This is a genomic window from Pseudoxanthomonas sp. Root630 (assembly GCF_001427585.1).
Classification (GTDB): domain Bacteria; phylum Pseudomonadota; class Gammaproteobacteria; order Xanthomonadales; family Xanthomonadaceae; genus Pseudoxanthomonas_A.
Genome location: NZ_LMGY01000007.1, coordinates 21,124 through 42,859, shown reverse-complemented (window position 1 = coordinate 42,859; position 21,736 = coordinate 21,124). Strand labels below are relative to the sequence as shown.

Here is a 21,736-nt window from a genome sequence, read left to right as displayed (position 1 = left end):
GCATGCGCATCGCCGTCATCGGCTCCGGCATCGCCGGCCTGGCCTCGGCCTGGTGGCTGTCGCAACGGCACGACGTCGTGCTGTTCGAAGCCAACGACTACCTGGGCGGCCACACCCACACGCACACCGTCGAACAGGCCGGGCGCACGTACCGCATCGACAGCGGCTTCATTGTCTTCAACCCTCAGCACTATCCGCTGCTGTGCGGCCTGTTCGACGAACTCGGCGTGGCCTCGCAGCCGACCACGATGAGTTTCTCGGTGCACAGCGAACGCAGCGGCGTGGAGTACAACGCCACCTCGCTGGCCACGCTGTTCTGCCAGCGCCGCAACCTGGTGTCGCCGCGGTTCTGGGGCATGCTGCGCGATCTCGCGCGCTTCTATCGCGAAGCGCCTGCCTTGCTGGAAGGCGACGACGCGGGGCCCACCCTGGGCGAGTACCTGCAGCAGGGCGGTTATGGCGCCGCGTTCCGCGACGAGCACCTGGTGCCGATGGCCTCTGCGCTGTGGTCCTCGCCGCCGCAGGGCATCCTCGCGTTCCCGGCGCGGTACCTGGTGCAGTTCATGGCCAACCACCACATGCTGACGCTGGGTGAGCGTTCGTCCTGGCGCGTGGTGACGGGTGGCTCGGCCAGCTATGTGCACGCGTTGCGGGCACGCTGGCGCGTGGAGGAGCGCGTGGCGTGCCCGGTGCTCGCGGTCCGGCGCGATGCACAGGGCGTGGACGTCGATACGCGCCAGGGCCGCGAGCGCTTCGACCACGTCGTGATGGCCGGCCACAGCGACGACATGCTCGCGCTGCTGCACGATGCCGATGCGCGCGAACGCGAGGTGCTGGGCGCCATCCGCTACCAGTCCAACGACACCGTCCTGCACACGGACGCGCGCCTGCTGCCGCGCAACCGCAAGGCGTGGGCCGCCTGGAACGCGCACGTGCCGCGGGACCCGATGGCGCCCTGCACCGTCAGCTACTGCATGAACCTGCTGCAGGACGTGCCATCGCCCGCGCCGTTCGTGGTCACGCTCAACCGCAGCACGGCCATCGATCCGGCCCACATCCTGCGCCGCATGCACTACCGGCACCCCGTCTACGACCAGGCGATGGTCGCGGCGCAATCGCGCAAGGCCGAGATCCAGGGGCAACGCCGCACCTGGTTCGCGGGTGCGTATTGGGGATGGGGTTTCCACGAAGACGGCATCCGCAGCGCGCGCGCCTTGGTGGACGCGTTCGACGCGCAGCCTCCCGCTGCGACGACGCAACGGCACGCCGAGGCGCTGCCGGCATGAACGCACCGCTCGCCAGTGCCGTCTACGAAGGCTGGGTGCGGCATCGCCGGCATGCGCCCCGGCCGCACGCCTTCCGCTATCGGATGGCACAGCTCTACCTGGACCTGGACGAACTCGATCGCGTGTTCGACGGACGCTGGCTGTGGTCGGTGGACCGCCGCAACCTGGCCGCGTTCCATCGCAGCGACTACCTGGCGCCGCACGACCAGCCGCTCGCGGAGGCGGTGCGCGATCGTGTCGCACGGCAGCTCGGATATCGTCCTACCGGTCCGGTGCGTTTGCTCACCCACCTGCGCTACGGCGGCTACGTCTTCAATCCGGTGAGCTTCTACTACTGCTTCCAGCCCGACGGCACCACGCTGGATGCCGTGCTCGCGGAGATCACCAACACGCCCTGGCGCGAGCGGCACAGCTACGTGTTGCCGGTGCGCGACGGCGCGCCCTACGGAGACGGCTGGGAATGGGGGTTCGACAAGGCCTTCCATGTCTCGCCGTTCCTGCCGATGGAGTGCGACTACCGCTGGCGCTTCACCCTGCCGGACGACGCCTTGCGCGTGCACATGCAGGTGGACCGCGAAGGCCGGCGCGCTTTCGACGCCACGCTCACCCTGCTGCGCCGACCCTTGGATGGCGCCTCGCTGGCGCGCGTGCTGTGGCGCTACCCGTTGATGACCACCCAGGTGGTGACCGGCATCCACTGGCAGGCCTTGCGCCTGTGGCTCAAGCGCACGCCGGTGCACGACCACCCCTCCCTCGCCCGCGAGACCCCATGAACGAGATCGCCGCCCCCTCCGCCACGCCCACTTACGGCGCACTCGACCGCCTGCTGCGTTCGCAGCTGCTGGCCCGCCTCGATGCGCTGGACCATGGCGTGCTGGTCGTGCGCGACGCGCTGGGCGAGCATCGCTTCGGCAACGCCGGGCCCGGTGCGCTGTCCACCGTGCACCTGTGGATCGATGATCCGGCGTTCTACCGCGCCGTCGCCGCACAGGGCAGCGTGGGCGCCGGCGAGGCCTACATCGCCGGCCAATGGCGCTGCGACGATCTCGTCGGCCTGGTGCGGCTGCTGGTGCGCAACCGCGCCCTCCTCGACGGCATGGAAACGGGCATGGCGCGGCTGGGCGGCTGGGCGTTGCGCAGCTGGCACGCGCTCCGGCGCAACACGCGCGAAGGCAGCCGCCGCAACATCGCGGCGCATTACGACCTGGGCAACGACTTCTTCGCCCTGTTCCTGTCGCCGGACCTGATGTACTCGTCGGCGATGTTCGCCTCGCCCGACGATGATCTGGACGCCGCGTCGTACCGCAAGCTCGATGCCGTGTGCCGCAAGCTGGCGCTGGCGCCGCAGGACCGCGTGATCGAGATCGGCACCGGCTGGGGCGGCTTCGCCCTGCATGCGGCCCGCCATTACGGCGCCCACGTCACCACCACCACGATCTCGCGCGAGCAACATGCGCTCGCCAGCCAGCGCGTGGCCGAGGCCGGCCTGCAGGACCGGGTGACACTGCTGCGGCAGGACTACCGCGACCTGCAGGGCGAATACGACAAGCTGGTCTCCATCGAAATGATCGAAGCGATCGGCGCGCCGTACCTGGAGACGTTCTTCGGCAAGCTGGGTGCGCTGCTGCGGCCGGGCGGCCAGGCGCTGTTGCAGGCCATCACCATCGAGGACCATCGTTACGTGCAGGCGCGCGATTCGGTGGACTATATCAAGCGCTTCGTCTTCCCCGGCAGCTTCATTCCCTCGCTCAACGCCATGTACGCCGCCAAGACACGCGCCAGCGACCTGCAGGTGGTGCACCAGGAAGACTTCGGCCTGTCGTACGCGTACACGCTGCGCGCGTGGCGGCGCCGCTTCATGACGCGGCTGCACGAGGTGCGCGCGCAGGGCTTCGACGAGCGTTTCATCCGTTTGTGGGAGTTCTACCTGGCCTATTGCGAAGGCGGCTTCCTGGAACGCTCCATCGGCGTGTCGCACCTGCTGATGGCGCGCCCCGGCCACGAATCGGGGGCCGCATGAACCCGCTGCATGCCCTCGCGCTGGTCGCGCTGCTGGCCGCCGTGGTGATGACGCTGGGCTGGGGCTGGCAGCGCAGCCGCGAGAATGCCGGCATCGTCGATGTGTTGTGGTCGGCCTGCGTCGGTGGCAGTGCCGTGTTGCTCGCGGCCATCGGCGACGGGGCCTGGCAGGCCCGCGTCACCCTGGCCGTGCTGGGTGGGCTGTGGGGCGCGCGGCTGGCGCTGCACCTGTGGCATCGCGTGCGCCATGAGCCGGAAGACGGCCGCTACCGCCACCTGCGCGCGCACTGGCAGGGACACCAGGGCAAGTTCTTCCTGTTCTTCATGGCGCAGGCCCTGCTGGTGGTGCTGTTCGCCCTGCCCTTCGCCGCGGCCGCGCGCAGCCCGCAGCACACCGCATGGCCGTGGATCGCGCTGGCGGTGGCGATCTGGATCGCGAGCGTCGCCGGCGAGGCCATCGCCGACCGCCAGCTCGCCCGCTTCCGTGCCGACCCCGCGAACCGCGGCCGCACCTGCCGCGACGGCCTGTGGCGGTACTCGCGGCATCCCAACTACTTCTTCGAATGGCTGCACTGGTTCGCCTACATCGCACTGGCGGCCGGCTCGCCGTGGGCGTGGCTGTCGTGGTGCGGACCGGTGGTGATGTACGTGTTCCTGCGCTTCATCAGCGGCATTCCCTACACCGAGGCGCAGGCCTTGCGCACGCGCGGCGAGGACTACCGCGACTACCAGCGCACCACGCCGATGCTGTTTCCGTGGTTCCCCAAACCCGCCGCCAAGGAGGCGACACGATGAACGCAATGGTGGATGAACTTGCCGCCGACCGCGCCGCCCCCGGCCTGCTGGGCCTGGCCGAACGTGGCCTGTTACCGGATGCGCTGGTCCGCGCCGGCATCCGCCAGTTATGCGCGCAACGGCTGCGCGATGAAGCCGGCGGCGGGCAGGAAGCGCAGTCGGCGTTGCTCGCGCATCGGCTGCGTGCGTTGCGCCAGGGCGCGATGGCGGTGCACACCGATGCCGCCAATCGCCAGCACTACGAACTGCCGGCGGACTTCTTCCGCCATTGCCTGGGCGATCGGCTGAAGTACAGCAGCTGCTACTACCCCACCGGCACCGAAACCCTGGAGCAGGCCGAGGACGCGATGCTCGCGCTGTACGGCGAACGCGCCGCGTTGGCCGATGGCCAGGACATCCTCGAACTCGGCTGCGGCTGGGGTTCGGTGACCCTGTGGATGGCGGCGCGCTACCCGAACGCGCGCATCACGGCCGTGTCCAATTCGCACTCGCAGCGCCGTTTCATCGAAGCACGCTGCGTCGAGCGCGGGCTGGACAACGTGCGCGTCATCACCTGCGACGTGAACCAGCTGCAGCTCGACGCGGGGACCTTCGACCGCTGCGTCTCGGTGGAGATGTTCGAACACGTCAGCAACCATGCCGCCCTGATGCAGCGCATCCACGACGCCTTGCGGCCCGGCGGGCTGCTGTTCGTGCACATCTTCGTGCACCGCCACCTGATGTATCCGTTCGAGACGCAGGGCGAGGACAACTGGATGGGCCGGCACTTCTTCACCGGCGGCATGATGCCGTCGGCGGACCTGCTGCTGTTCTTCCAGCAGCATCTGAAGCTGCAGGAACGCTGGTTGCTGGACGGCACCCACTACCAGCGCACCGCCAACCACTGGCTGGCCCGGCACGATGCGCACCGCGACGAGGTGATGGCGGTGCTGCGCGAGGCCTATGGCGATGCCGCCGCGCTCTGGAACCAGCGCTGGCGCATGTTCTGGATGGCGTGCGCGGAACTGTTCGGCTACCGCGACGGCCAGGAATGGCTGGTCGCGCACTACCGCTTCCAACGGCCCTCGACGGAGCGCTGACATGCGCACCCTGCCCTTCGCCCTGCTTGCCCTGATGATCGCGACCTCGACCACCGCCTGCCGGTCCGGCACCGTCAAACCCACGGTCACCACCGCCGCGCCGGTCGATGTCGACCGTTTCATGGGCGACTGGTACGTGATCGCGCACATCCCTTCGTTTCCGGAGCGCGACGCCTACGCCGCGGTGGAGTCGTATGCGCGCCTGCCGGATGGCCGCATCCAGACCACCTTCCGCTTCCGCAAGGGCGCGCTCAACGGTCCCGAGAAGACGATGCACCCCATCGGCAAGATCGAGCCGGACAGCGGCGGCGCGGTGTGGGGCATGCAGTTCGTCTGGCCGATCCAGGCCGAGTACGTGATCTCGTTCGTCGATGCCGACTACCAGCAGACGATCGTCGCGCGCAGCAAGCGCGACTACGTCTGGCTGATGGCGCGCACGCCCACGATCTCCGACACCGATTACCAGACCCGCCTGCGCCAGATCGAGGCGCTGGGCTACGACATGTCGAAGATCCGGCGCGTGCCGCACTGAGCCGGACGGCTTCGTGTAATCTCCTTCGCCGGGGCGCCCGCCTTGTGGCGGACCGCTCAAGTCGTGCATCTTCCGGCCGATGTCGGTGGGGAGACCTCGACGACGCCGGAGGTCCGGCAGGGCTGCACAGGGGAGCTGCATGGCGACGCCACCGTTCCACACCGCCGACGCGCTCCGCCAGCGGATCGCCGATGCGGTGTGCCACGAAAAGATCTTCCCCGCCTATCAGCCCATCGTCTGCCTGCGTACGCGTGCCATCCACGGGCTGGAGGTGCTGGCACGATGGCACGACCCCGAGTTGGGCCCCGTGCCGCCGAAGGATTTCATCCCCATCGCGCTGCAGGCCTCGCTGCTGCCGCTGCTGACCCTGAACCTGGTGCGCCGGGCGTGCGCCGAGGCCAGCACCTGGCCCGGGCATTTCTGCCTGGCCTTCAACGTGCCGCCCTCGCTGCTGCAGGACGCCCCTGCGGTGCGCCTGTTGCTGGAAGCGATGGCGTCGTCGTCGTTCCCCCTCGACCGCATCTGCATCGAGATGACCGAAGACGAACTGGTCGAGGATGAAGCCGCCGCCGAGCGGGCCTTCGGCTACCTGAAATCCCATGGCATCCGCGTGGCGCTGGACGATTTCGGCACCGGCTTCTCCAGCATGGTACGGCTCAGCCGGTTCGGTTTCGACGAACTGAAGATCGACGGCAGCCTGATCGAACGGCTCGCGATCGACCGCGAAAGCCGCAAGGTGGTATCGGCCATCATCGGCCTGGGCCACAGCCTGGAAGTGCCGGTCGTGGCCGAATGCGTGGAGACGGAGGCACAGGCGGACGTGCTGCGCGAACTGGGCTGCGACTTCGTCCAGGGCTGGCTTACGGGCAGGCCCGTGCCGGGCGACGAAGCGGCGCGCCTGCTGGCCGCGGCACCCGTGCACGACGCCTCGCCTGCGTCGCAGTCGCTGTCGCCCTATCTGCGCCAGCACCAACTGTCCTCCCTCTACACCAATGCACCGGTTGGCCTGGCCTTCCTGGACCTGGACATGCGCTACGTGGCGGCGAACACGCAGTTCGCGCGCATGGCGGGCCGGCCCCTGGGCGAGATCATCGATGCGCATGTGGAACAGGTCTACGCGCCGCACATCGCGGCATGGATCGTGCAGACATCGCGCCGGATCCTGGACAGCGGCGACACCTCCAGCATCGAATTCCGCTTCCCGGGACGGGAAGAGACGTTCCTGGTGGTCGGCACGCGCGTGACCGACGAGACGGCGCAGCCCATCGGCGTCTCCGTGGTCACCATCGACATCACCGACCGCAAGCGCGCCGAGGACGAGGTGCGCGACCGCGAAGCCATCTATCGCGCCGTCGTGGAACTGGGCCCCAATGTGCCGTGGGTCAGCGACGCCGACGGCACGCTCACCTACATCAGCCCGGCCCCGCACGAACCGGAGGGCTGCACCATGGAAGCGCGCATGGCAGCGTGGTACGCGCGCATGCACGACGCCGACCGCGTGCGCGTGCGCGCGGAATGGCAGGCCGCCTTGCACACGCGCGACGCCTTCGAAACCCGCTTCCGCCTGCGCTGGTTCGACGACCGCTGGCGCTGGGTTTCCAGCCGCGGCTCGCCCCGGACCGAGGCAGACGGCAGTTGCCGCTGGTTCGGGGTGTTCACCGACATCTCGAGGCAGGTGGAACTGGAGGAGCAGTTGGCGCGCCTTGCACGCGGCGCCGGTTCGCCCTGAACGTTGGACCTTGATGAGAGAAGAAACACTGAAAAACTTCCGACGTTGGGTCTTAGTGAGAGAAGAAACACCGAAAAAGATCCGATGCTGGGCCTTAGTGAGAGAAGAGACACTGAAAAACTTCCAATGCCGGGCCTTGGTGAGAGCAGAGACACTGAAAAACTTCCAATGCCGGGCCTTGGTGAGAGAAGAAAGACCGGAACAGGGCCAACGGTGCACCTGAAAGGGCCGCGCGACACCCTTCGTGTGAGAAGAAACAGCCGCCAACATCCGGTGTCGGATCTTTGTGTGAGAAGAGACAGCAGTTCCGCCCTGCATCGCCTGCCATGACGCAGGGCGAACCGGCGCCCGCCCCCGCTTGCCACACCCGCCCCGCGTCATGTCACTCTAGCGATGGGGACGGCGCCACGACGGCGGCCGAGGAAGACAGACATGCATACGTTGTCGCGGCGCGCCCGTATCGGGCGCTTGGTGGGCTTGTTCCTGTGTCTCGCGCTCCTGGCCGGATGCGGCGGCAGCGGACCGGAAGGAAATGAGTACGTCGACTACGACGGCACGACGCTGGTCGTCGAAGGCACGCCGTATCCGCGGGAGGCGACCCTGGATCCCCCGGGCACGTACCTCGCCGGCCGCATCGTGGTGCAGCCGGAACAAGGCAAGCACGACGCCGCCACCGCGCTCATCGAGCGCTACGGGTTGACCCTGGAAGGCCGCAGCGCCGAAGGCTGGCTGCTGGTGAAGGGGCCCGACGGCTTCGAGATGCAATGGGCCTCGGCGATCCAGCACCAACTGGGCGGCCTGAGCTTCGCGACCAACGATGCCGCCGGGGCGCCAACCCCTATCGCAGTCGTGGCCGACGCCGCACCGGCATCCGGCGCGTCCGTGCCGGACCGTGAGCCGTCCGCCGAGGAGGTACGTCGCGCGTTCTTCGACCTGTACGAAAAGTTGGACGTCGCTGGCGGCCTGCCCGTCACCATCACCGCCTCGGGCCAATCGACGGTGCTTCGCGCCAAGCTGTTCGACGCACGCAAAGAATCGTGCCGCACGCTGCCCCACGCCAAACCAGGCGAATGGGAGTGCGAAGCCGAGCTGATGATGAGCCTGTGTTCCGGCGACTGCGATCCCGCCGACGAAGAACCCTCACCGAAGGGTGAACGCATCAGTCTCCGATGGGCCCCCGAAGCGGAGCGCTACACGCTGAACGATTGAACCACGCCCCGTAGCCCGGGTAGAGCCAAAGGCGAAACCCGGGGAACCACGATCCCCAACCCACCACCACGCCATGCATCACCGAGACCCCGGGTTTCGCTGCGCTCTACCCGGGCTACGCGACCGCACCACCCCGTCGTAGCCCGGGTAGAGCCAAAGGCGAAACCCGGGGAACCACGATCCCCAACCCACCACCACGCCACACATCACCGAGCTCCCGGGTTTCGCTGCGCTCTACCCGGGCTACACGACCGCACCACCCCATCCGTAGCCCGGGTAGAGCCAAAGGCGAAACCCGGGGAACCACGATCCCCAACACACCACCACGCCATGCATCACCGAGGCCCCGGGTTTCGCTGCGCTCTACCCGGGCTACGCGACCGCACCACCCCGTCGTAGCCCGGGTAGAGCCAAAGGCGAACCCCGGGGAACCGCGATCCCCAACACACCACCACGCCATGCATCACCGAGGCCCCGGGTTTCGCTGCGCTCTACCCGGGCTACGCCACCGCACCACCCCATCCGTAGCCCGGGTAGAGCCAAAGGCGAAACCCGGGGAACCGCGATCCCCAACACACCACCACGCCATGCATCACCGAGGCCCCGGGTTTCGCTGCGCTCTNAGAGCCAAAGGCGAAACCCGGGGAACCGCGATCCCCAACACACCACCACGCCATGCATCACCGAGGCCCCGGGTTTCGCTGCGCTCTACCCGGGCTACACGACCGCACCACCCCGTCGTAGCCCGGGTAGAGCCGTAGGCGAAACCCGGGGACCACAATCCCCAACCCACCACCACGCCACACATCACCGAGCTCCCGGGTTTCGCTGCGCTCTACCCGGGCTACGGGGTTCGCCGGTTGGGATCGTTGCCTGGCTGGGGTCTTCCTGCCAGTCGATCGGCAAGTCGCCGCGTGCGACGAAGGCGTGGAAGGAGGAGTGTGGCCAGTCCGCGGCGCGTGCGACCAAGCCATGTCTGACGGGGTTGAGATGCACGTAGTCGATGCGCCGCGACAGGCTTTCGGCATCGCGGATCGTGGATTCCCAGAATCGCCGTGCCCAGAGTCGCCGCTCGCCTCCCGATCGCCCGTCGATGCGGATACCGCGTGCACGCAGGCGCACGGTGAATTCGCGTTTTATCATCCGCCAGCGCATGGAGTAGCGGTCATCGCCTTCCGGCAGCCGCAACACGGCATGCAGGTGATCGGGAAGGATGACGATGGCCAGGATCGAGAACGGGTGCCGCTGGCGCACAGTGCGAATCGCGGCCCGCAGTTCATCCGCGTGATCGACCAAGGTGGTGGCCGACCGGTCGGCGAGCGTCACGGTGAAGAAGTACGTCCCCCCGGGGACGCGCTGGCGGCGGTAGTGGACCATGCGGACAGGCTGCCCGCACAACAAGACGAGGCCCATCGGACAACGCCTTCACCGCAGCCCGGAAACATCCGAAACCGCACCACCCGTCGCCCGGGTAGAGCCGTAGGCGAAACCCGGGGGACCGCGATCCCCAACACACCACCACGCCACGCACTACTGAGGTCCCGGGTTTCGCTGCGCTCTACCCGGGCTACGCGACCGCACCACCCCTCCGTAGCCCGGGTAGAGCCAAAGGCGAAACCCGGGGAACCGCGATCCCCAACACACCACCACGCCATGCATCACCGAGGCCCCGGGTTTCGCTGCGCCGGATTCACCTGGCTTTCGCGAACGGCAATCCCTTCATCACCATCTTGCGATCCCGCGCGCAGTGCTTCTCTTCGCCTTCGCAGAGGAAGGCCAGGCGCACGACGGGTTCGCCGTTCTCCATCACCAGCCGGTAGCGGGCGGCAACGCTGGCGCGATCGCCCAGGTAGATGAACAACCAGTATTCCCTCGGGTCCGCGCCGCGCTGCCGGAACAGCATGTTGCGGACGAACTTGTACGGCGGGGTCAGCATGACTTCGGGTTGCAGGTCGTATTGGTCGAGCACGGCTTCCGGCGTCGCATATCCGGCCAGGTTTTCAAGCACGTAGCGCGCGCGCCGGTGCGTGGCCGGCCAGTCGTCGTTGCCGACATAGGGGTACGAGCGATGCTGCGGCAGCTTGAAGTCGAGCGGTACCCGCAAGCGGCCGTCGACGGCGCCGCCGATGACATCCTTGCTGAGCACCCATCCACGCGACGCCGTCAGCGCGGACGCATCGAAGGAAGCATGGCCGCTGCTTTTGGCGATCGCCGCCTCCGTCACCCGCCCGCAGGCGTCGACGCGGAGGTCGAGCACCAGGCTGCCCTGGACGCGCGCCTGCCGCATGTCATCCGGGTATGCCGGCGCATCGCGCACCGGGTCCGGACAGGTCGCCGCCTGCGCAGCAAAAGATGACCACATGAGTGCAACAAGCAGCGTCCAACGCATCGATTTCCCCTTGGATTCCAGTTTCGGATCGGTTGCCGGCTCCCCGCCGGCGCCGACGGTCACGCCATCGGCAATTTCAAGCCCTGTTCCTTCGCGCACTGCTGCGCGATCTCGTAGCCTGCATCGGCATGCCGCATCACGCCGGTACCCGGATCGTTCCATAGTACGCGGGCGATGCGCTTGTCGGCTTCTTCCGTGCCGTCGCAGACGATGACCACGCCCGAATGCTGCGAGTAGCCCATGCCCACGCCGCCACCATGGTGCAGCGACACCCAGGTGGCGCCACCGGCGACGTTCAACATCGCATTCAACAGCGGCCAGTCGCTGACGGCATCGGAGCCGTCCTTCATCGCTTCGGTTTCACGGTTCGGCGAGGCCACGCTGCCGGAGTCGAGGTGGTCGCGACCGATCACGACCGGTGCTTTCAGTTCGCCGTTGCGCACCATCTCGTTGAACGCCAGGCCCAGCTTGTGGCGCAGGCCCAGGCCGACCCAGCAGATGCGCGCCGGCAGACCCTGGAAGCTGATGCGCTCGCGCGCCATGTCCAGCCAGCGATGCAGGTGGGCATCGTCGGGAATCAGTTCCTTCACCTTGGCATCGGTCTTGTAGATGTCTTCGGGATCGCCGCTGAGCGCGACCCAACGGAACGGACCCACGCCGCGGCAGAACAGCGGGCGCACGTAGGCCGGGACGAAACCCGGGAAGTCGAACGCGTTCTTCAAGCCCTGGTCGAACGCCATCTGGCGGATGTTGTTGCCGTAGTCGAACGTGGGTACGCCCATCTGCTGGAACGCGAGCATCGCTTCCACGTGCACGCGCATGGCCTGCTTGGCGGCATCGCGCACGCGCTCGGGCTCGGCCTTCTGTTCGGCCAGCCACTGTTCCACCGTCCAGCCGATCGGCAGGTAGCCGTGCACCGGGTCGTGCGCGCTGGTCTGGTCGGTGACGGCATCCGGGCGCACGCCGCGCTTCACCAGCTCCGGCAGGATCTCCGCGGCATTGCCGAGCAGCGCGATGGACTTCGCCACGCCGGCGGCCGTGTATTTCGCGATGCGCGCGAGCGCGTCGTCGAGGTCGGTGGCCTGTTCGTCCACGTACCGCGTGCGCAGGCGCATGTCGATGCTGGACTGGCGGCATTCGATGTTGAGCGAGCTCGCGCCCGCCAGCGCCGCGGCCAGCGGCTGCGCGCCGCCCATGCCGCCGAGGCCGGCGGTGAGGATCCACTTGCCGGTCAGGTCGCCGCCGTAGTGCTGGCGACCCATCTCGACGAAGGTTTCGTACGTGCCCTGCACGATGCCCTGGCTGCCGATGTAGATCCACGAGCCGGCCGTCATCTGGCCGTACATCGCCAGGCCCTTCTTGTCGAGTTCGTTGAAGTGCTCCCACGTGGCCCAGTGCGGCACCAGGTTGGAGTTGGCGATCAGCACGCGCGGCGCATCGGGATGCGTGGGGAAGATGCCGACCGGCTTGCCCGACTGCACCAGCAGCGTCTCGTTGTCGTCGAGTTCGCGCAGCGACGTGAGGATGGCGTCGTAGCAGGCCCAGTCGCGCGCGGCGCGGCCGATGCCGCCGTAGACGACCAGCGAGGTGGGATCTTCCGCGACGTCTGCGTCCAGGTTGTTCTGCAGCATCCGGTACGGCGCTTCGCTGAGCCAGGACTTGCAGGTGAGCGTGGCGCCGCGCGGGGCGCGGATGACGCGGGACGGGTCGTGGCGGGGATCGGACATGGCGGATTCCAGATGCAGGTCTGCGCCCATTATCGGTGGGACGCCCCATCCTGCGCGAGCCGTGGCGATGCTGCAGTGCGCGATGGCGTGCATGGCAGAATCCGGCCATGAACGCCTTCCGCCCTGCGTTATCCGCGCTCCTGCTGGCCGTCATGCTGGCCGCCGCGCCCGTGGCCGCCGCGCCGCCCGAGCGCGTGCTGGTCTTCACCAAGACGGCGAAATTCCGCCACGACGCGATTCCGGTGGCGGTGACGACGCTGCAGCGCCTGGTGGTGGACGAAGGCATGGCGGCGGACCACACCGAGGATGCCGGCGCATTCACGCCGGAAAACCTCGCGCGCTATCGCGTGGTGGTGTTCGCCAGCACGACCGGCGATGTGCTGGATGAAACGCAGCAGGCGGCACTGGAGGGTTTCGTGCGCAAGGGCGGCGGTTTCATCGGCGTGCACGCGGCCGCCGATACGGAATACGACTGGCCCTGGTACGGCCAGTTGGTCGGTGCGTATTTCCAGAACCACCCGCCGGGCCTGCAATCGACGCAGGTGCAGCCCGAGCGCGATGGCAAGCCGCTCGGGCCGCGCTGGCCCATCACCGACGAGCTGTACAACTACCGCGCCAATCCGCGCGGACAGGTACGGGTGATCGCGACCGTGGACGAGCGGGAATACGACGGCGGCACGATGGGCGCGGACCATCCCATCGCCTGGTGCCACGCGTTCGACGGTGGCCGCAGCTGGTACACCGGCCTCGGCCACGAGGCGGCGGTCTACGCCAATCCGCACGTCATCGCCCACCTCGTGCGCGGACTGCGTTACGCCGCGGGACGCGCTGACGACTGCTGACTCCTCCGCTGCCCGCCCGCGGTGACGGAGGGGCTGGAAGTTTCAGTGGACCGCGGGATCGAGGGTGCGCAGCGCGTCGACCAGGTTGCCGTGGCCGGTACGGTCCAGTTCGTCCTTCGAGTAGGAGCGTCCGGGTTGCCCGTTGCAGGGCGTCTTGGCATCGCGCTGGCGGATGCGGCTGCCGGTCTGGCGGATGCAGTTGGCCTCGGACAGGCGCGGCGCGTCGTCGGTCTTGGCGGGTTCGGACGCAGGCGGTGCATCGGCGGTGGGCGCCGCCGCCGGCGCGGGTGCAGGCGCGGGAGTCTGGGCAGGTGTCTGAGCGTGCGTGCTGGCCGTCGCCAGGCAGACGACGAGGGCGAACAAGGAGAGGGGTTTCATGGGGGGCTCCGGACGGGCTTGGTCTAGACGGTACGCCCCAGCGGGCTTCCGCGTCGCACCGTCGCCCGCCCGGTTCAGCCGTACCTCAGGCGGTCGGGCATGCCGCCTTGCGACCGTCATGGAAGCGCTGCACCGCGGCCGCATCGGCCTTCTGCGGGGGCACGCCGTCATCGAAGAGCACATGCCACGCGCCGTCGTCGCTCCGGTGCCAGACCGAGCCGAAGCGGCCGAGCCGGGCATCGCCGGTCTTCGGGTCTTCGTACAGCGCCGGACCGCTGGAATAGGCCGTGCGGCCGTCACCCCCCAGGGTCACCACCGCGGGATACCAGCTGAGCTTGAGCGCCTTGCCCTCGATCAGCGGCGTCCATTCGCGGGTGATGGCCTCGCGCCCGCGGGTGGGCGTCTGGCTGACGCCGAACGCGGCGTCAGGATGCAGGTGTTCGGCGAAGGCGACGGCGTCATGGTCGGCCACGGACTGGGCGAAGCTCACCTCGCGCTGCCAGACCGCGCATTCGGCCTGCCGGGCGGCCTCGGGTGTCGCGGCGAGGACCCCGCCGCTGGCCACGGCCAGCAGTGCAATGGACGAAAGTCGGAAGAGCGCTGTCATGCGGAATGTCCCGGAGTCTGCCAAGCTGTGGCCGATTCCAGCCTGTTCCCGTACCGCATGCGCCTGCCATTGGTCAGGGTGATGATGCTGGCCGCCCTGCTCTGGACGGCCGGCTGCGCCACCCCCTCCACCGCCCCTTCCCCGTCCGAGCCGCACAGCGTCGTGCTCATTTCCATCGACGGCCTGCCCGCCAATGCACTGCAGCGCGGCGATACCCCGCACCTGGATGCCCTGGCAGCCGACGGCGTGCGGGCGGCGTGGATGAATCCGTCCTACCCCGTGCTGACCTTCCCGAACCACTTCACCCTGGTCACCGGGTTGCGGCCGGACCGGCACGGCATCATCCACAACAGCATGCGCGACGAATCCGTCGGCGGCTTCAGGGTGGCGGACAAGGCCGCGGGCGCCGATGCGCGCTGGTGGCAGGGCGAGCCGATCTGGAACACCGCGGAGAAGGCCGGCCTGCGCACCGCGATCTGGGCGTGGCCGGGCAGCGCCGCGCCCATCGACGGCCGCCGGCCCACACGCTGGGTGCCCTACTCGCCCGAGATCAGCGCAGCCGACCGCGCCGACCAGGTCGCGGGCTGGATGACCGAACCGGTGGCCACGCGGCCGCGCCTGGCCGCGCTGTATTTCGAACGCGTCGACAACGTCAGCCACGACAGGGGTCCGGATGCGCCGGAGACCCTGGCGGCGATTCGCGAAGTCGATGCCGCGGTGGGCCGCATCGTGCAGGCGCTGGAAGCCCACGGCCTGCGCGATACGACCGACGTGGTGGTGGTGTCCGACCACGGCATGGCACCGGTGCGACCGGACCAGTACATCGCGCTGGAAGACATGGCGACGATCGAACAAGCCGAAGCGGTGAGCACCGGCCAGGTGATCGGCTTCAATCCGCGCGCCGGCCACAAGGCCGACACCGAGCGCCGGTTGCTGGGTCGCCACGACCACTACACGTGCTGGCGCAAGCAGGACCTGCCCGCGCGCTGGCATTACGGCACGCATCCGCGCGTGCCGGCGATCGTCTGCCAGTTCGATGAGGGTTGGAACGGATTGCCGGCAGCGCAGCTGCGTCGCGCACCGGAGGAGAAGTTGAACCGCGGTTCGCACGGCTACGACAACGCACTGCCGTCGATGCGTGCGGTATTCATCGCCGCCGGCCCCAGCTTCCGTCGCGGCACGACGCTGCCGGCGTTCGACAACGTCGACGTGTATCCGCTGTTGGCGGAATTGCTGGGTCTCGCACCCGCGCGGAACGATGGCAACGCGGCCACCTTCACGCCGGTGCTGACGCCGCGGGCAGCGCCCGCGCATTGATGTCCGGAAACGGTGAGTCGGTGCCGGGATGCGGTGCTAGCCTGCGTCCATGGTTCCGCCCGACGCCACCGCCCTGCCCGACCGCCATGTCTGCGAACAGGCGCGGCTGAGCCGCGACGCGCGCTTCGACGGCCTGTTCTTCACGGCGGTCACCAGCACGCGGATCTACTGCCGGCCGGTGTGCCCGGCACCGGCGCCGAAACCGCAGAACATCGTCTACTACCGGAACGCGGCCACTGCCGAAGCCGCGGGCTTCCGTCCGTGCCTGCGCTGCCGGCCGGAACTCGCGCCCGGCGACGGCGCCTGGCGTCGCGGCGATGAAGTGGTGGCGCGCGCGTTGAAACTGATCGACCAGGGCGCCCTGGTCGACGCGCCCGTGGCGAACCTCGCCGAACGCGTGGGTTTGGGCGAACGGCAACTGCGGCGGCTATTCACCGATCGCCTCGGCGCCACACCGGTCGATGTGCACGGCACGCGCCGCCTGTTGTTCGCCAAACAGCTGCTGACCGAAACCACGCTGCCGATCACGCAGGTGGCGCTGGCCGCCGGCTTCGGCAGCCTGACCCGGTTCAACACGGCGTTCCGCGAGGAATACCGGATGGCGCCGCGCGACCTGCGCAAGCGCGAGCTGCCGCCGACGCACGAGGTGATGACGTTGCGGCTCGGATACCGCCCGCCGTACGACTTCACCGCGATGCTCGATTTCCTGCGCGGCCGTGCGTTGCCCGGCGTGGAAGTCGTCGATGAGCGCAGCTACCTGCGCGTGATCGGCACGCCGGACGCACCCGGCTGGCTGCGCGTCAGCGCCTGGGACGCCACCTCGCACGCACTGAGGTTGGAACTGCACGGCAGCACACCGAGCGATCTGTTGCAGATCGTCAGCCGCCTTCGCCGCATGTTCGACCTGGATGCGGACCCCGCCGCCATCGCCGACGCACTGGGCGACGATCCGCGATTGCGGCCGTTGCTCGCAGCGCGTCCAGGCCTGCGCCTGCCTAGCGGCTGGGACGGCTTCGAGATCGCGGTGCGCGCGGTGATCGGCCAGCAGGTCAGCGTGGCCGCCGCACGCACGTTGACCGCACGCCTCGCACAGCGGCACGGCACGCCGCTGACGATCCCGTTCGACGGATTGACGCATCTGTTCCCGACCCCCGACCTGCTGGCCGATGTGGACCTGACGGAGATCGGCCTGACCCGTGCACGCGCCGACACGATCCGCGGGTTGTCGCGCGCATTGCTGGACGGGCGTGTGGATTTCCGGCCCGAGCGCACGCTGGACGACTTCACGTCGCGCTGGGTCGCCCTGCCCGGCATCGGTCCGTGGACGGCGCACTACATGGCGCTGCGCGCGCTCGGCCACCCGGATGCGTTTCCCGCCGACGATCTGGTGCTGCAGAAAGCCGTGCCGACCGATGGCACGCGGATAACCGCGAAAGCGCTGACGGCGCGCGCCGACGCGTGGCGGCCCTGGCGCGCCTACGCGGTGATCCATGTGTGGAAAGGCAGCATGGCGGCGCCAAGACCCTTGGTCGCTGTGGGAGCGACGTAAGTCGCGATGAGGCGTTACCGGTGCGCCATCGCGACTTACGTCGCTCCCACAACATGTTCTTCTGGTTTTTCTCTGGCATGACATCTGAGATCCTGCCCACCATGATCCTCTTCCGCCATCTCGACAGCCCCGTGGGCCCGCTCACCCTCGCCGCGACCGATGAAGGCCTGCATGCGATCGAGTTTCCGCGCAACCGGCATCCGGCAGACCGTGAGGGATGGCTGCCTGGCGATAACCGCGTGCTCGAGCTGGCCGCCCGCCAGTTGGACGACTACTTCGCGGCGAAGCGACGCGATTTCGACCTGCCGCTGGCGCCGCGCGGCACCGACTTCCAGCGCACGGTATGGATGACGCTCGCCGGCATCGGCTATGGCGAGACGATCAGCTACGCGCAACTGGCGCAGCGGGTGGGCAAGCCCACCGCCATGCGCGCGGTGGGCGCGGCGAATGGGCGCAACCCGTTGCCCATCGTGCTGCCCTGCCATCGGGTGATCGGCGCTGACGGCGCACTCACCGGTTTCGGCGGCGGCCTGCCGACCAAGCAATTCCTGCTGGAACTGGAAGGCGCGCTGCCGCCGTCCCGCGACCTGTTCGGCTGAGCCGGGTCACATCCCGCGGAAACGCTGCTGGAACGCGCCGCTGACCGGCAGCACGTCGTCGCGCCCCTTCACGCTCAACTGGTGCCGGCCCAGGTCGTCCTTGCGCACGCGGTCGATCGCCTGCACGCGCACCAGCACGCCGCGGTGCACCTGCCAGAACACGTCCGGGTCCAGCCCGCCGAGCAGCTCTTTCAATGGCATGCGGATGATGGCTTCGTCATCGGCGGTCACCACGCGCACGTACTTGTCCTGCGCCTGGAAGAACAACACCTCGTCGATCGCGATCATGCGCACGCTGTCGCCGACACTGGCGGTGATCCAGCGGATCAGGCGGTCGCCCTGCGGCCGCAGGCGCGCTTCCAGGTCGTCGATCAGCGTGCGCATGTCGGGCGCGCGCGCGTCCATCAACCGTGCCTGCACGCGCGCCACCGCCTGCGCCAACCGTGCGTCCTGCACCGGCTTCAGCAGGTAGTCCGCCGCGCCCGCTTCGAACGCGCGGATGGCGTAATCCTCGTACGCCGTGGTGAACACGACCAGTCCGCCCTGCGCCACCACCTGCCGGGCCACATCCAGGCCGCTGACGCCCGGCATGCGGATGTCGAGGAAGGCCACCTGCGGCCGATGCTGTGCGACCGCCTCCAGCGCAGAAAGCCCGTCCTCGCAGACAGCCACCACCTCCAGCCCGGGCCACGCCGCACGCAGTTGCTGCTGCAGTGCGCGACGCTGTGGCGCTTCGTCTTCGGCGATCAGGGCGGTGACGGCGTTCATGCCGGCGACCCTAGCGGCAGGCGGATCTCGGCGCAAACACCGCGACCGCCCGCAGCAGGCGCCAGGGCGAAGGCCGCACGCGCGCCGTATCGCGCCGACAGCTGTTCGCGCACGTTCGTCAGGCCGACGCCGGTGCTCAGGCCGGGTTGCAGGCCGGCGCCGTCGTCGTGCACCTGCACGCGCAGGGTTTCGCCATCGCGTACCGCCTCGACGTCGATGCGCCCGGGACCGGGCCGTGGTTCGATGCCGTGCTTGATCGCGTTCTCCACCAGCGTGATCAGCAGCGAGGGCGGGAACGGCGCTGCGCGCAAGGCGTCGTCGGCGTGCACGGAGTAGCTCAGCCGGCCGCCCATGCGCATCTGCATCAGCGCGAGATAACTGCTGCAGATATCGAGCTGCTGGCCGAGCGTGGCATGCAGGCCGCGGTCGTCGCGCAGCTTGGGAATGGTGGCGCGCAGGAAATCGACCAGCGCGTCCAGCGTTGCCTCGGCCTGCGCGGGATCCTGCCGCACCAGCGCGCGGACGGAGGCCAGCGTGTTGAACAGGAAGTGCGGCTCCACCTGCGCCTGCAGCACGCCCAGGCGGAGGTCGGCTTCGTGCACGCGTCCTTCCAGCGCGCTGAGTTCGCGCACGTGGTGGTGCTCGTCCCAGCGGCGGTGTTCGCTGAAGTACGCCCGCAGCGCCAGGCCGCCGCCGAACAGGCCGTAGATCACCACCAGCGCCGCGACGTTGATCGCCAACCCGATCGCCTTCACCAACGGCGACAGCGCGGGGGGATTCATCGACATGCCTGCGGCCTCCAGGCCCGGCTTGATCAACTGCTCGATGTAGGACGATCCCACGCGGTCGATGAAGAAGCTGAACACCATGCCGACCAGCACGGCGATGACGACGGCCTTGCGCTCCCGCGCCACCGGCCATGCACGGTGCCGCACGGCGGTGGCCAGGGCGGGCCCCAGCGTGGCCATGAGGCTGAAGACCACGAACTGGGTGATCGCTACCTTGATCGCGACGCCGAGGTCCTGCACGGCCACGCCGCTGCCGGTGCCGATGAACGCGGCGACCACCGCGATCACGCTGCAGAACAGCAGGCTGCGCCCGAGCAGCCAACGCAGGCCGAACACCGGATACTGCCGGTAGCGACTCCATACCGCATCGCCGCCCACCAGCACTTCGGCGGGCAGCTTCTGTCGCAGCGGATAGGTCCGCTCCATGCTTACTTCCTCTCGCCGCGCAGTTGCTGGCCGGCCTGCTTGAGCGTCAGTGCGACCACCTTGCCGGCCGCATCGCGTTCGAAGCGGATCTCCGCGCCGACGGCGTCCATGACGAACACATCGCGCTCGACCGCCTGCACCGGCAATGCGGGCTGGCCCGTGCCCTGGATGGTCAGCGTCTCGCCTTGCGCCTTCACGGTGAGCGCGAACGCGGGCACCAGCGGGTACTCGCCTTCGTATTCGCGCAGCACGGCCGCATCGACCTTCAACGCGGGCTTCGCTGCGGCGGCGTCGATCCGCTTGGCCGGCAGCACACCGCCCATCTGCATCCAGGTGAACGACTGGCCGGCCGCCGTGCGCTGCGGCCGCAGCACCGCATCGAGCTCGCGCGGATAGAAATCGCCCGCGCTGTCGTACCCCATCGCATACGCGCCCTGCCCGGCCGCCTGGATCTCCAGCGCATCGCCCTTGCGGCGCAGGGTCATCTTCATGCCGCCCGCGAGCTCGTATTCGCCAGCGAGCCCATCGAGCAGTGCCGCGTCCGGCGTGGCTTCGCGACGCGGCGTGCCGAGCGGGAAGCTGGCGTCGACCAGGTGCAGGCCCAAAGAACCCAGGCTGCCGATCGAGTTCCACGTCGTGTCCGACAGGATCACCACGCCGCGCTGCTTGTCCTTGTCGAACGACACGAACGACGAGAAGCCGCCGGTGCCGCCTTCATGCACGTGCACGGTACGTCCGCCGACGGGCATCAGCATCCAGTTCATCGCCATCGGCGGCGCGTCCGACACCTTCTGCTGCGAGCGTTGCAGGGCGGCCGAGATCGACGTCGTTTCGGTTCCCAGCTGGCCCTGCACGTAACGCACCATGTCGTCGAGCGTGGCACGCACGCCGCCGACACCGGCGAGGTTGGTCTGGAAATGCCAGGCCGACGTGGCCCGCGCATTCGGCGTATGGCCCACGGCTGCGCGCACACCGGCGGGCGCCGCATTGACATAGGCATGCTGCATGCCGAGCGGCGCGAACAGGCGCTGCTTCAGCAGCGTCTCCATATCGGTGCCGGCGCGGCGCGCGACGGCATACGAGAGCACCATCGAGGCGAAATTGGAGTACTCGAACTTGGTGCCGGGTGCCGCGGTGAGCGTGACGTCGCCCAGCGAGGCGAGCAGCGCGGTCTCGTCCAGCTTCGCGTACGGGTCCGCCATGTCCGGCGCTCCCATGCGCGAGGGCAGCGCCGGCAAGCCGGAGGTGTGGGTCACCACGTGGCGCAGCAGGATCGGCTTGCCCTGGTACTCCGGCAGCTTCGTACCTGCGGGCAACCAGGCGGAGAGCGGATCGTCCAACGAACCCTTGCCCTGCGCGATCAGGTCGGCGAGCAACGCCGCGGTCATCGTCTTGCTGACCGAGCCGATCTCGAAAGCCGTATCCGGCCCGATGCGCGATGCATCCTTCGCATCCGCGCACTGGTAGGTACGGGCGACCGTGCCGGCCTCGACGACCGCGACCGCCATGCAGGCCTCCGTGCGGTCGCCCTGCAGGCGCTGCTGGACAACACCGGCCAATGCCTGGTCCGTCATCGCGTGGGCGGGCGTGAAGGCGGCGACGCCGGCGGCGGCGAGGGTGAAGGCGATCGAATGGGCGTAGGCCATGGCGGTTCTCCTGATGGGATGGTCGCCATGCTGGCGGACGTCGTCGCCGGA

General features: G+C 68.7%; 20 protein-coding genes. 12 read left to right on the top strand and 8 right to left on the bottom strand.

Features of this window, described 5'->3' with window-relative positions; genetic code table 11:
* Positions 1-2: 2 nt before the first annotated feature.
* From ASD72_RS05330 to ASD72_RS05295, 8 genes are all read left to right on the top strand, one after another.
* On the top strand, positions 3-1,286 hold the full coding sequence (locus ASD72_RS05330; RefSeq protein WP_056878953.1) for an FAD-dependent oxidoreductase: 1,284 nt from the start codon (positions 3-5) through the stop codon (positions 1,284-1,286).
* Positions 1,283-2,059 carry a DUF1365 domain-containing protein gene (locus ASD72_RS05325; protein WP_056878906.1) on the top strand — a complete coding sequence of 259 codons (777 nt, stop codon included), beginning with the start codon at positions 1,283-1,285 and terminating at the stop codon, positions 2,057-2,059. The genes ASD72_RS05330 and ASD72_RS05325 overlap by 4 nt, the downstream gene beginning before the upstream one ends.
* Entirely contained in the window at positions 2,056-3,306 is a 1,251-nt protein-coding gene (locus ASD72_RS05320; protein WP_056878905.1) for a cyclopropane-fatty-acyl-phospholipid synthase family protein, read from the top strand. Before ASD72_RS05325 ends, ASD72_RS05320 begins: the two co-directional genes overlap by 4 nt.
* On the top strand, positions 3,303-4,100 hold the full coding sequence (locus tag ASD72_RS05315) for a DUF1295 domain-containing protein (RefSeq protein WP_056878904.1): 798 nt from the start codon (positions 3,303-3,305) through the stop codon (positions 4,098-4,100). Before ASD72_RS05320 ends, ASD72_RS05315 begins: the two co-directional genes overlap by 4 nt.
* Entirely contained in the window at positions 4,097-5,179 is a 1,083-nt protein-coding gene (locus tag ASD72_RS05310) for a cyclopropane-fatty-acyl-phospholipid synthase family protein (protein WP_056878903.1), read from the top strand. Before ASD72_RS05315 ends, ASD72_RS05310 begins: the two co-directional genes overlap by 4 nt.
* Position 5,180: 1 nt before the next feature.
* Positions 5,181-5,711 (top strand): lipocalin family protein, encoded by a 531-nt coding sequence (locus ASD72_RS05305; protein WP_056878902.1) that lies wholly within the window; start codon positions 5,181-5,183, stop codon positions 5,709-5,711.
* Between the two features lie 139 nt (positions 5,712-5,850).
* Positions 5,851-7,440: an EAL domain-containing protein gene (locus ASD72_RS05300; RefSeq protein ID WP_056878901.1), complete on the top strand. Its 1,590-nt coding sequence runs from the start codon at positions 5,851-5,853 to the stop codon at positions 7,438-7,440.
* A gap of 432 nt (positions 7,441-7,872) precedes the next feature.
* Positions 7,873-8,649, top strand: a complete 777-nt coding sequence (locus ASD72_RS05295; RefSeq protein ID WP_155944483.1) for a hypothetical protein — start codon at positions 7,873-7,875, stop codon at positions 8,647-8,649.
* A gap of 807 nt (positions 8,650-9,456) precedes the next feature.
* Here ASD72_RS05295 and ASD72_RS05290 read toward each other — a convergent pair.
* The 3 genes from ASD72_RS05290 to hutU all read right to left on the bottom strand — a co-directional run bounded on the left by ASD72_RS05290 (position 9,457) and on the right by hutU (position 12,765).
* On the bottom strand, positions 9,457-10,026 hold the full coding sequence (locus tag ASD72_RS05290) for a transposase (protein ID WP_056878952.1): 570 nt from the start codon (positions 10,024-10,026) through the stop codon (positions 9,457-9,459).
* Positions 10,027-10,339: 313 nt separating this feature from the next.
* The gene (locus ASD72_RS05285; RefSeq protein ID WP_162250346.1) at positions 10,340-11,137 is read right to left on the bottom strand and encodes an energy transducer TonB; all 798 of its coding nucleotides are present in this window, start codon (positions 11,135-11,137) and stop codon (positions 10,340-10,342) included.
* Positions 11,098-12,765, bottom strand: a complete 1,668-nt coding sequence (hutU, locus tag ASD72_RS05280) for a urocanate hydratase (RefSeq protein WP_056878951.1) — start codon at positions 12,763-12,765, stop codon at positions 11,098-11,100. The genes ASD72_RS05285 and hutU overlap by 40 nt, the downstream gene beginning before the upstream one ends.
* A 107-nt stretch (positions 12,766-12,872) precedes the next feature.
* On the opposite strand from hutU, the gene ASD72_RS05275 reads away from it, so the two are divergent.
* On the top strand, positions 12,873-13,607 hold the full coding sequence (locus tag ASD72_RS05275) for a ThuA domain-containing protein (RefSeq protein ID WP_056878898.1): 735 nt from the start codon (positions 12,873-12,875) through the stop codon (positions 13,605-13,607).
* Between the two features lie 42 nt (positions 13,608-13,649).
* Here ASD72_RS05275 and ASD72_RS21425 read toward each other — a convergent pair whose 3' ends face one another.
* Together ASD72_RS21425 and ASD72_RS05265 are read right to left on the bottom strand one after the other, a co-directional pair.
* Positions 13,650-13,985 carry a hypothetical protein gene (locus tag ASD72_RS21425; RefSeq protein WP_056878897.1) on the bottom strand — a complete coding sequence of 112 codons (336 nt, stop codon included), beginning with the start codon at positions 13,983-13,985 and terminating at the stop codon, positions 13,650-13,652.
* An 85-nt stretch (positions 13,986-14,070) separates the two neighbouring features.
* A complete protein-coding gene (locus ASD72_RS05265) occupies positions 14,071-14,592 on the bottom strand; it encodes a nuclear transport factor 2 family protein (protein WP_056878896.1) in 522 nt (173 codons plus the stop codon).
* Positions 14,593-14,619: 27 nt separating this feature from the next.
* Between ASD72_RS05265 and ASD72_RS05260 the strand changes: the two genes are divergently transcribed.
* The 3 genes from ASD72_RS05260 to ASD72_RS05250 all read left to right on the top strand — a co-directional run bounded on the left by ASD72_RS05260 (position 14,620) and on the right by ASD72_RS05250 (position 18,057).
* Positions 14,620-15,909, top strand: coding sequence for an ectonucleotide pyrophosphatase/phosphodiesterase (locus tag ASD72_RS05260; protein WP_235577941.1), 1,290 nt, complete (start codon positions 14,620-14,622; stop codon positions 15,907-15,909).
* Positions 15,910-15,958: 49 nt separating this feature from the next.
* Positions 15,959-17,458, top strand: coding sequence for a DNA-3-methyladenine glycosylase 2 (locus tag ASD72_RS05255; protein WP_056878895.1), 1,500 nt, complete (start codon positions 15,959-15,961; stop codon positions 17,456-17,458).
* Between the two features lie 77 nt (positions 17,459-17,535).
* Entirely contained in the window at positions 17,536-18,057 is a 522-nt protein-coding gene (locus tag ASD72_RS05250) for a methylated-DNA--[protein]-cysteine S-methyltransferase (RefSeq protein ID WP_304437824.1), read from the top strand.
* A gap of 6 nt (positions 18,058-18,063) precedes the next feature.
* Here the strand turns inward: ASD72_RS05250 and ASD72_RS05245 are convergent, their stop codons facing one another.
* From ASD72_RS05245 to ASD72_RS05235, 3 genes are read right to left on the bottom strand one after another with little or no spacing between them, the layout of a single operon-like run.
* Entirely contained in the window at positions 18,064-18,825 is a 762-nt protein-coding gene (locus tag ASD72_RS05245; protein WP_056878894.1) for a LytTR family DNA-binding domain-containing protein, read from the bottom strand.
* Positions 18,822-20,039: a histidine kinase gene (locus tag ASD72_RS05240; protein WP_056878893.1), complete on the bottom strand. Its 1,218-nt coding sequence runs from the start codon at positions 20,037-20,039 to the stop codon at positions 18,822-18,824. Before ASD72_RS05240 ends, ASD72_RS05245 begins: the two co-directional genes overlap by 4 nt.
* Before the next feature lie 2 nt (positions 20,040-20,041).
* Positions 20,042-21,685, bottom strand: a complete 1,644-nt coding sequence (locus ASD72_RS05235) for a serine hydrolase (protein ID WP_056878892.1) — start codon at positions 21,683-21,685, stop codon at positions 20,042-20,044.
* Positions 21,686-21,736 lie beyond the last annotated feature (51 nt).

Excerpts from the sequence above, each read along its gene's own strand:
- ASD72_RS05330 (WP_056878953.1), top strand. The coding sequence starts at position 3 with ATGCGCATCGCCGTCATCGGCTCCGGCATCGCCGGCCTGGCCTCGGCC.
- ASD72_RS05325 (WP_056878906.1), top strand. The coding sequence starts at position 1,283 with ATGAACGCACCGCTCGCCAGTGCCGTCTACGAAGGCTGGGTGCGGCAT.
- ASD72_RS05320 (WP_056878905.1), top strand. The coding sequence starts at position 2,056 with ATGAACGAGATCGCCGCCCCCTCCGCCACGCCCACTTACGGCGCACTC.
- ASD72_RS05315 (WP_056878904.1), top strand. The coding sequence starts at position 3,303 with ATGAACCCGCTGCATGCCCTCGCGCTGGTCGCGCTGCTGGCCGCCGTG.
- ASD72_RS05310 (WP_056878903.1), top strand. The coding sequence starts at position 4,097 with ATGAACGCAATGGTGGATGAACTTGCCGCCGACCGCGCCGCCCCCGGC.
- ASD72_RS05305 (WP_056878902.1), top strand. The coding sequence starts at position 5,181 with ATGCGCACCCTGCCCTTCGCCCTGCTTGCCCTGATGATCGCGACCTCG.
- ASD72_RS05300 (WP_056878901.1), top strand. The coding sequence starts at position 5,851 with ATGGCGACGCCACCGTTCCACACCGCCGACGCGCTCCGCCAGCGGATC.
- ASD72_RS05295 (WP_155944483.1), top strand. The coding sequence starts at position 7,873 with ATGCATACGTTGTCGCGGCGCGCCCGTATCGGGCGCTTGGTGGGCTTG.
- ASD72_RS05290 (WP_056878952.1), bottom strand. The coding sequence starts at position 10,026 with ATGGTCCACTACCGCCGCCAGCGCGTCCCCGGGGGGACGTACTTCTTC.
- hutU (WP_056878951.1), bottom strand. The coding sequence starts at position 12,765 with ATGTCCGATCCCCGCCACGACCCGTCCCGCGTCATCCGCGCCCCGCGC.
- ASD72_RS05275 (WP_056878898.1), top strand. The coding sequence starts at position 12,873 with ATGAACGCCTTCCGCCCTGCGTTATCCGCGCTCCTGCTGGCCGTCATG.
- ASD72_RS21425 (WP_056878897.1), bottom strand. The coding sequence starts at position 13,985 with ATGAAACCCCTCTCCTTGTTCGCCCTCGTCGTCTGCCTGGCGACGGCC.
- ASD72_RS05265 (WP_056878896.1), bottom strand. The coding sequence starts at position 14,592 with ATGACAGCGCTCTTCCGACTTTCGTCCATTGCACTGCTGGCCGTGGCC.
- ASD72_RS05255 (WP_056878895.1), top strand. The coding sequence starts at position 15,959 with ATGGTTCCGCCCGACGCCACCGCCCTGCCCGACCGCCATGTCTGCGAA.
- ASD72_RS05250 (WP_304437824.1), top strand. The coding sequence starts at position 17,536 with ATGACATCTGAGATCCTGCCCACCATGATCCTCTTCCGCCATCTCGAC.
- ASD72_RS05245 (WP_056878894.1), bottom strand. The coding sequence starts at position 18,825 with ATGAACGCCGTCACCGCCCTGATCGCCGAAGACGAAGCGCCACAGCGT.
- ASD72_RS05240 (WP_056878893.1), bottom strand. The coding sequence starts at position 20,039 with ATGGAGCGGACCTATCCGCTGCGACAGAAGCTGCCCGCCGAAGTGCTG.
- ASD72_RS05235 (WP_056878892.1), bottom strand. The coding sequence starts at position 21,685 with ATGGCCTACGCCCATTCGATCGCCTTCACCCTCGCCGCCGCCGGCGTC.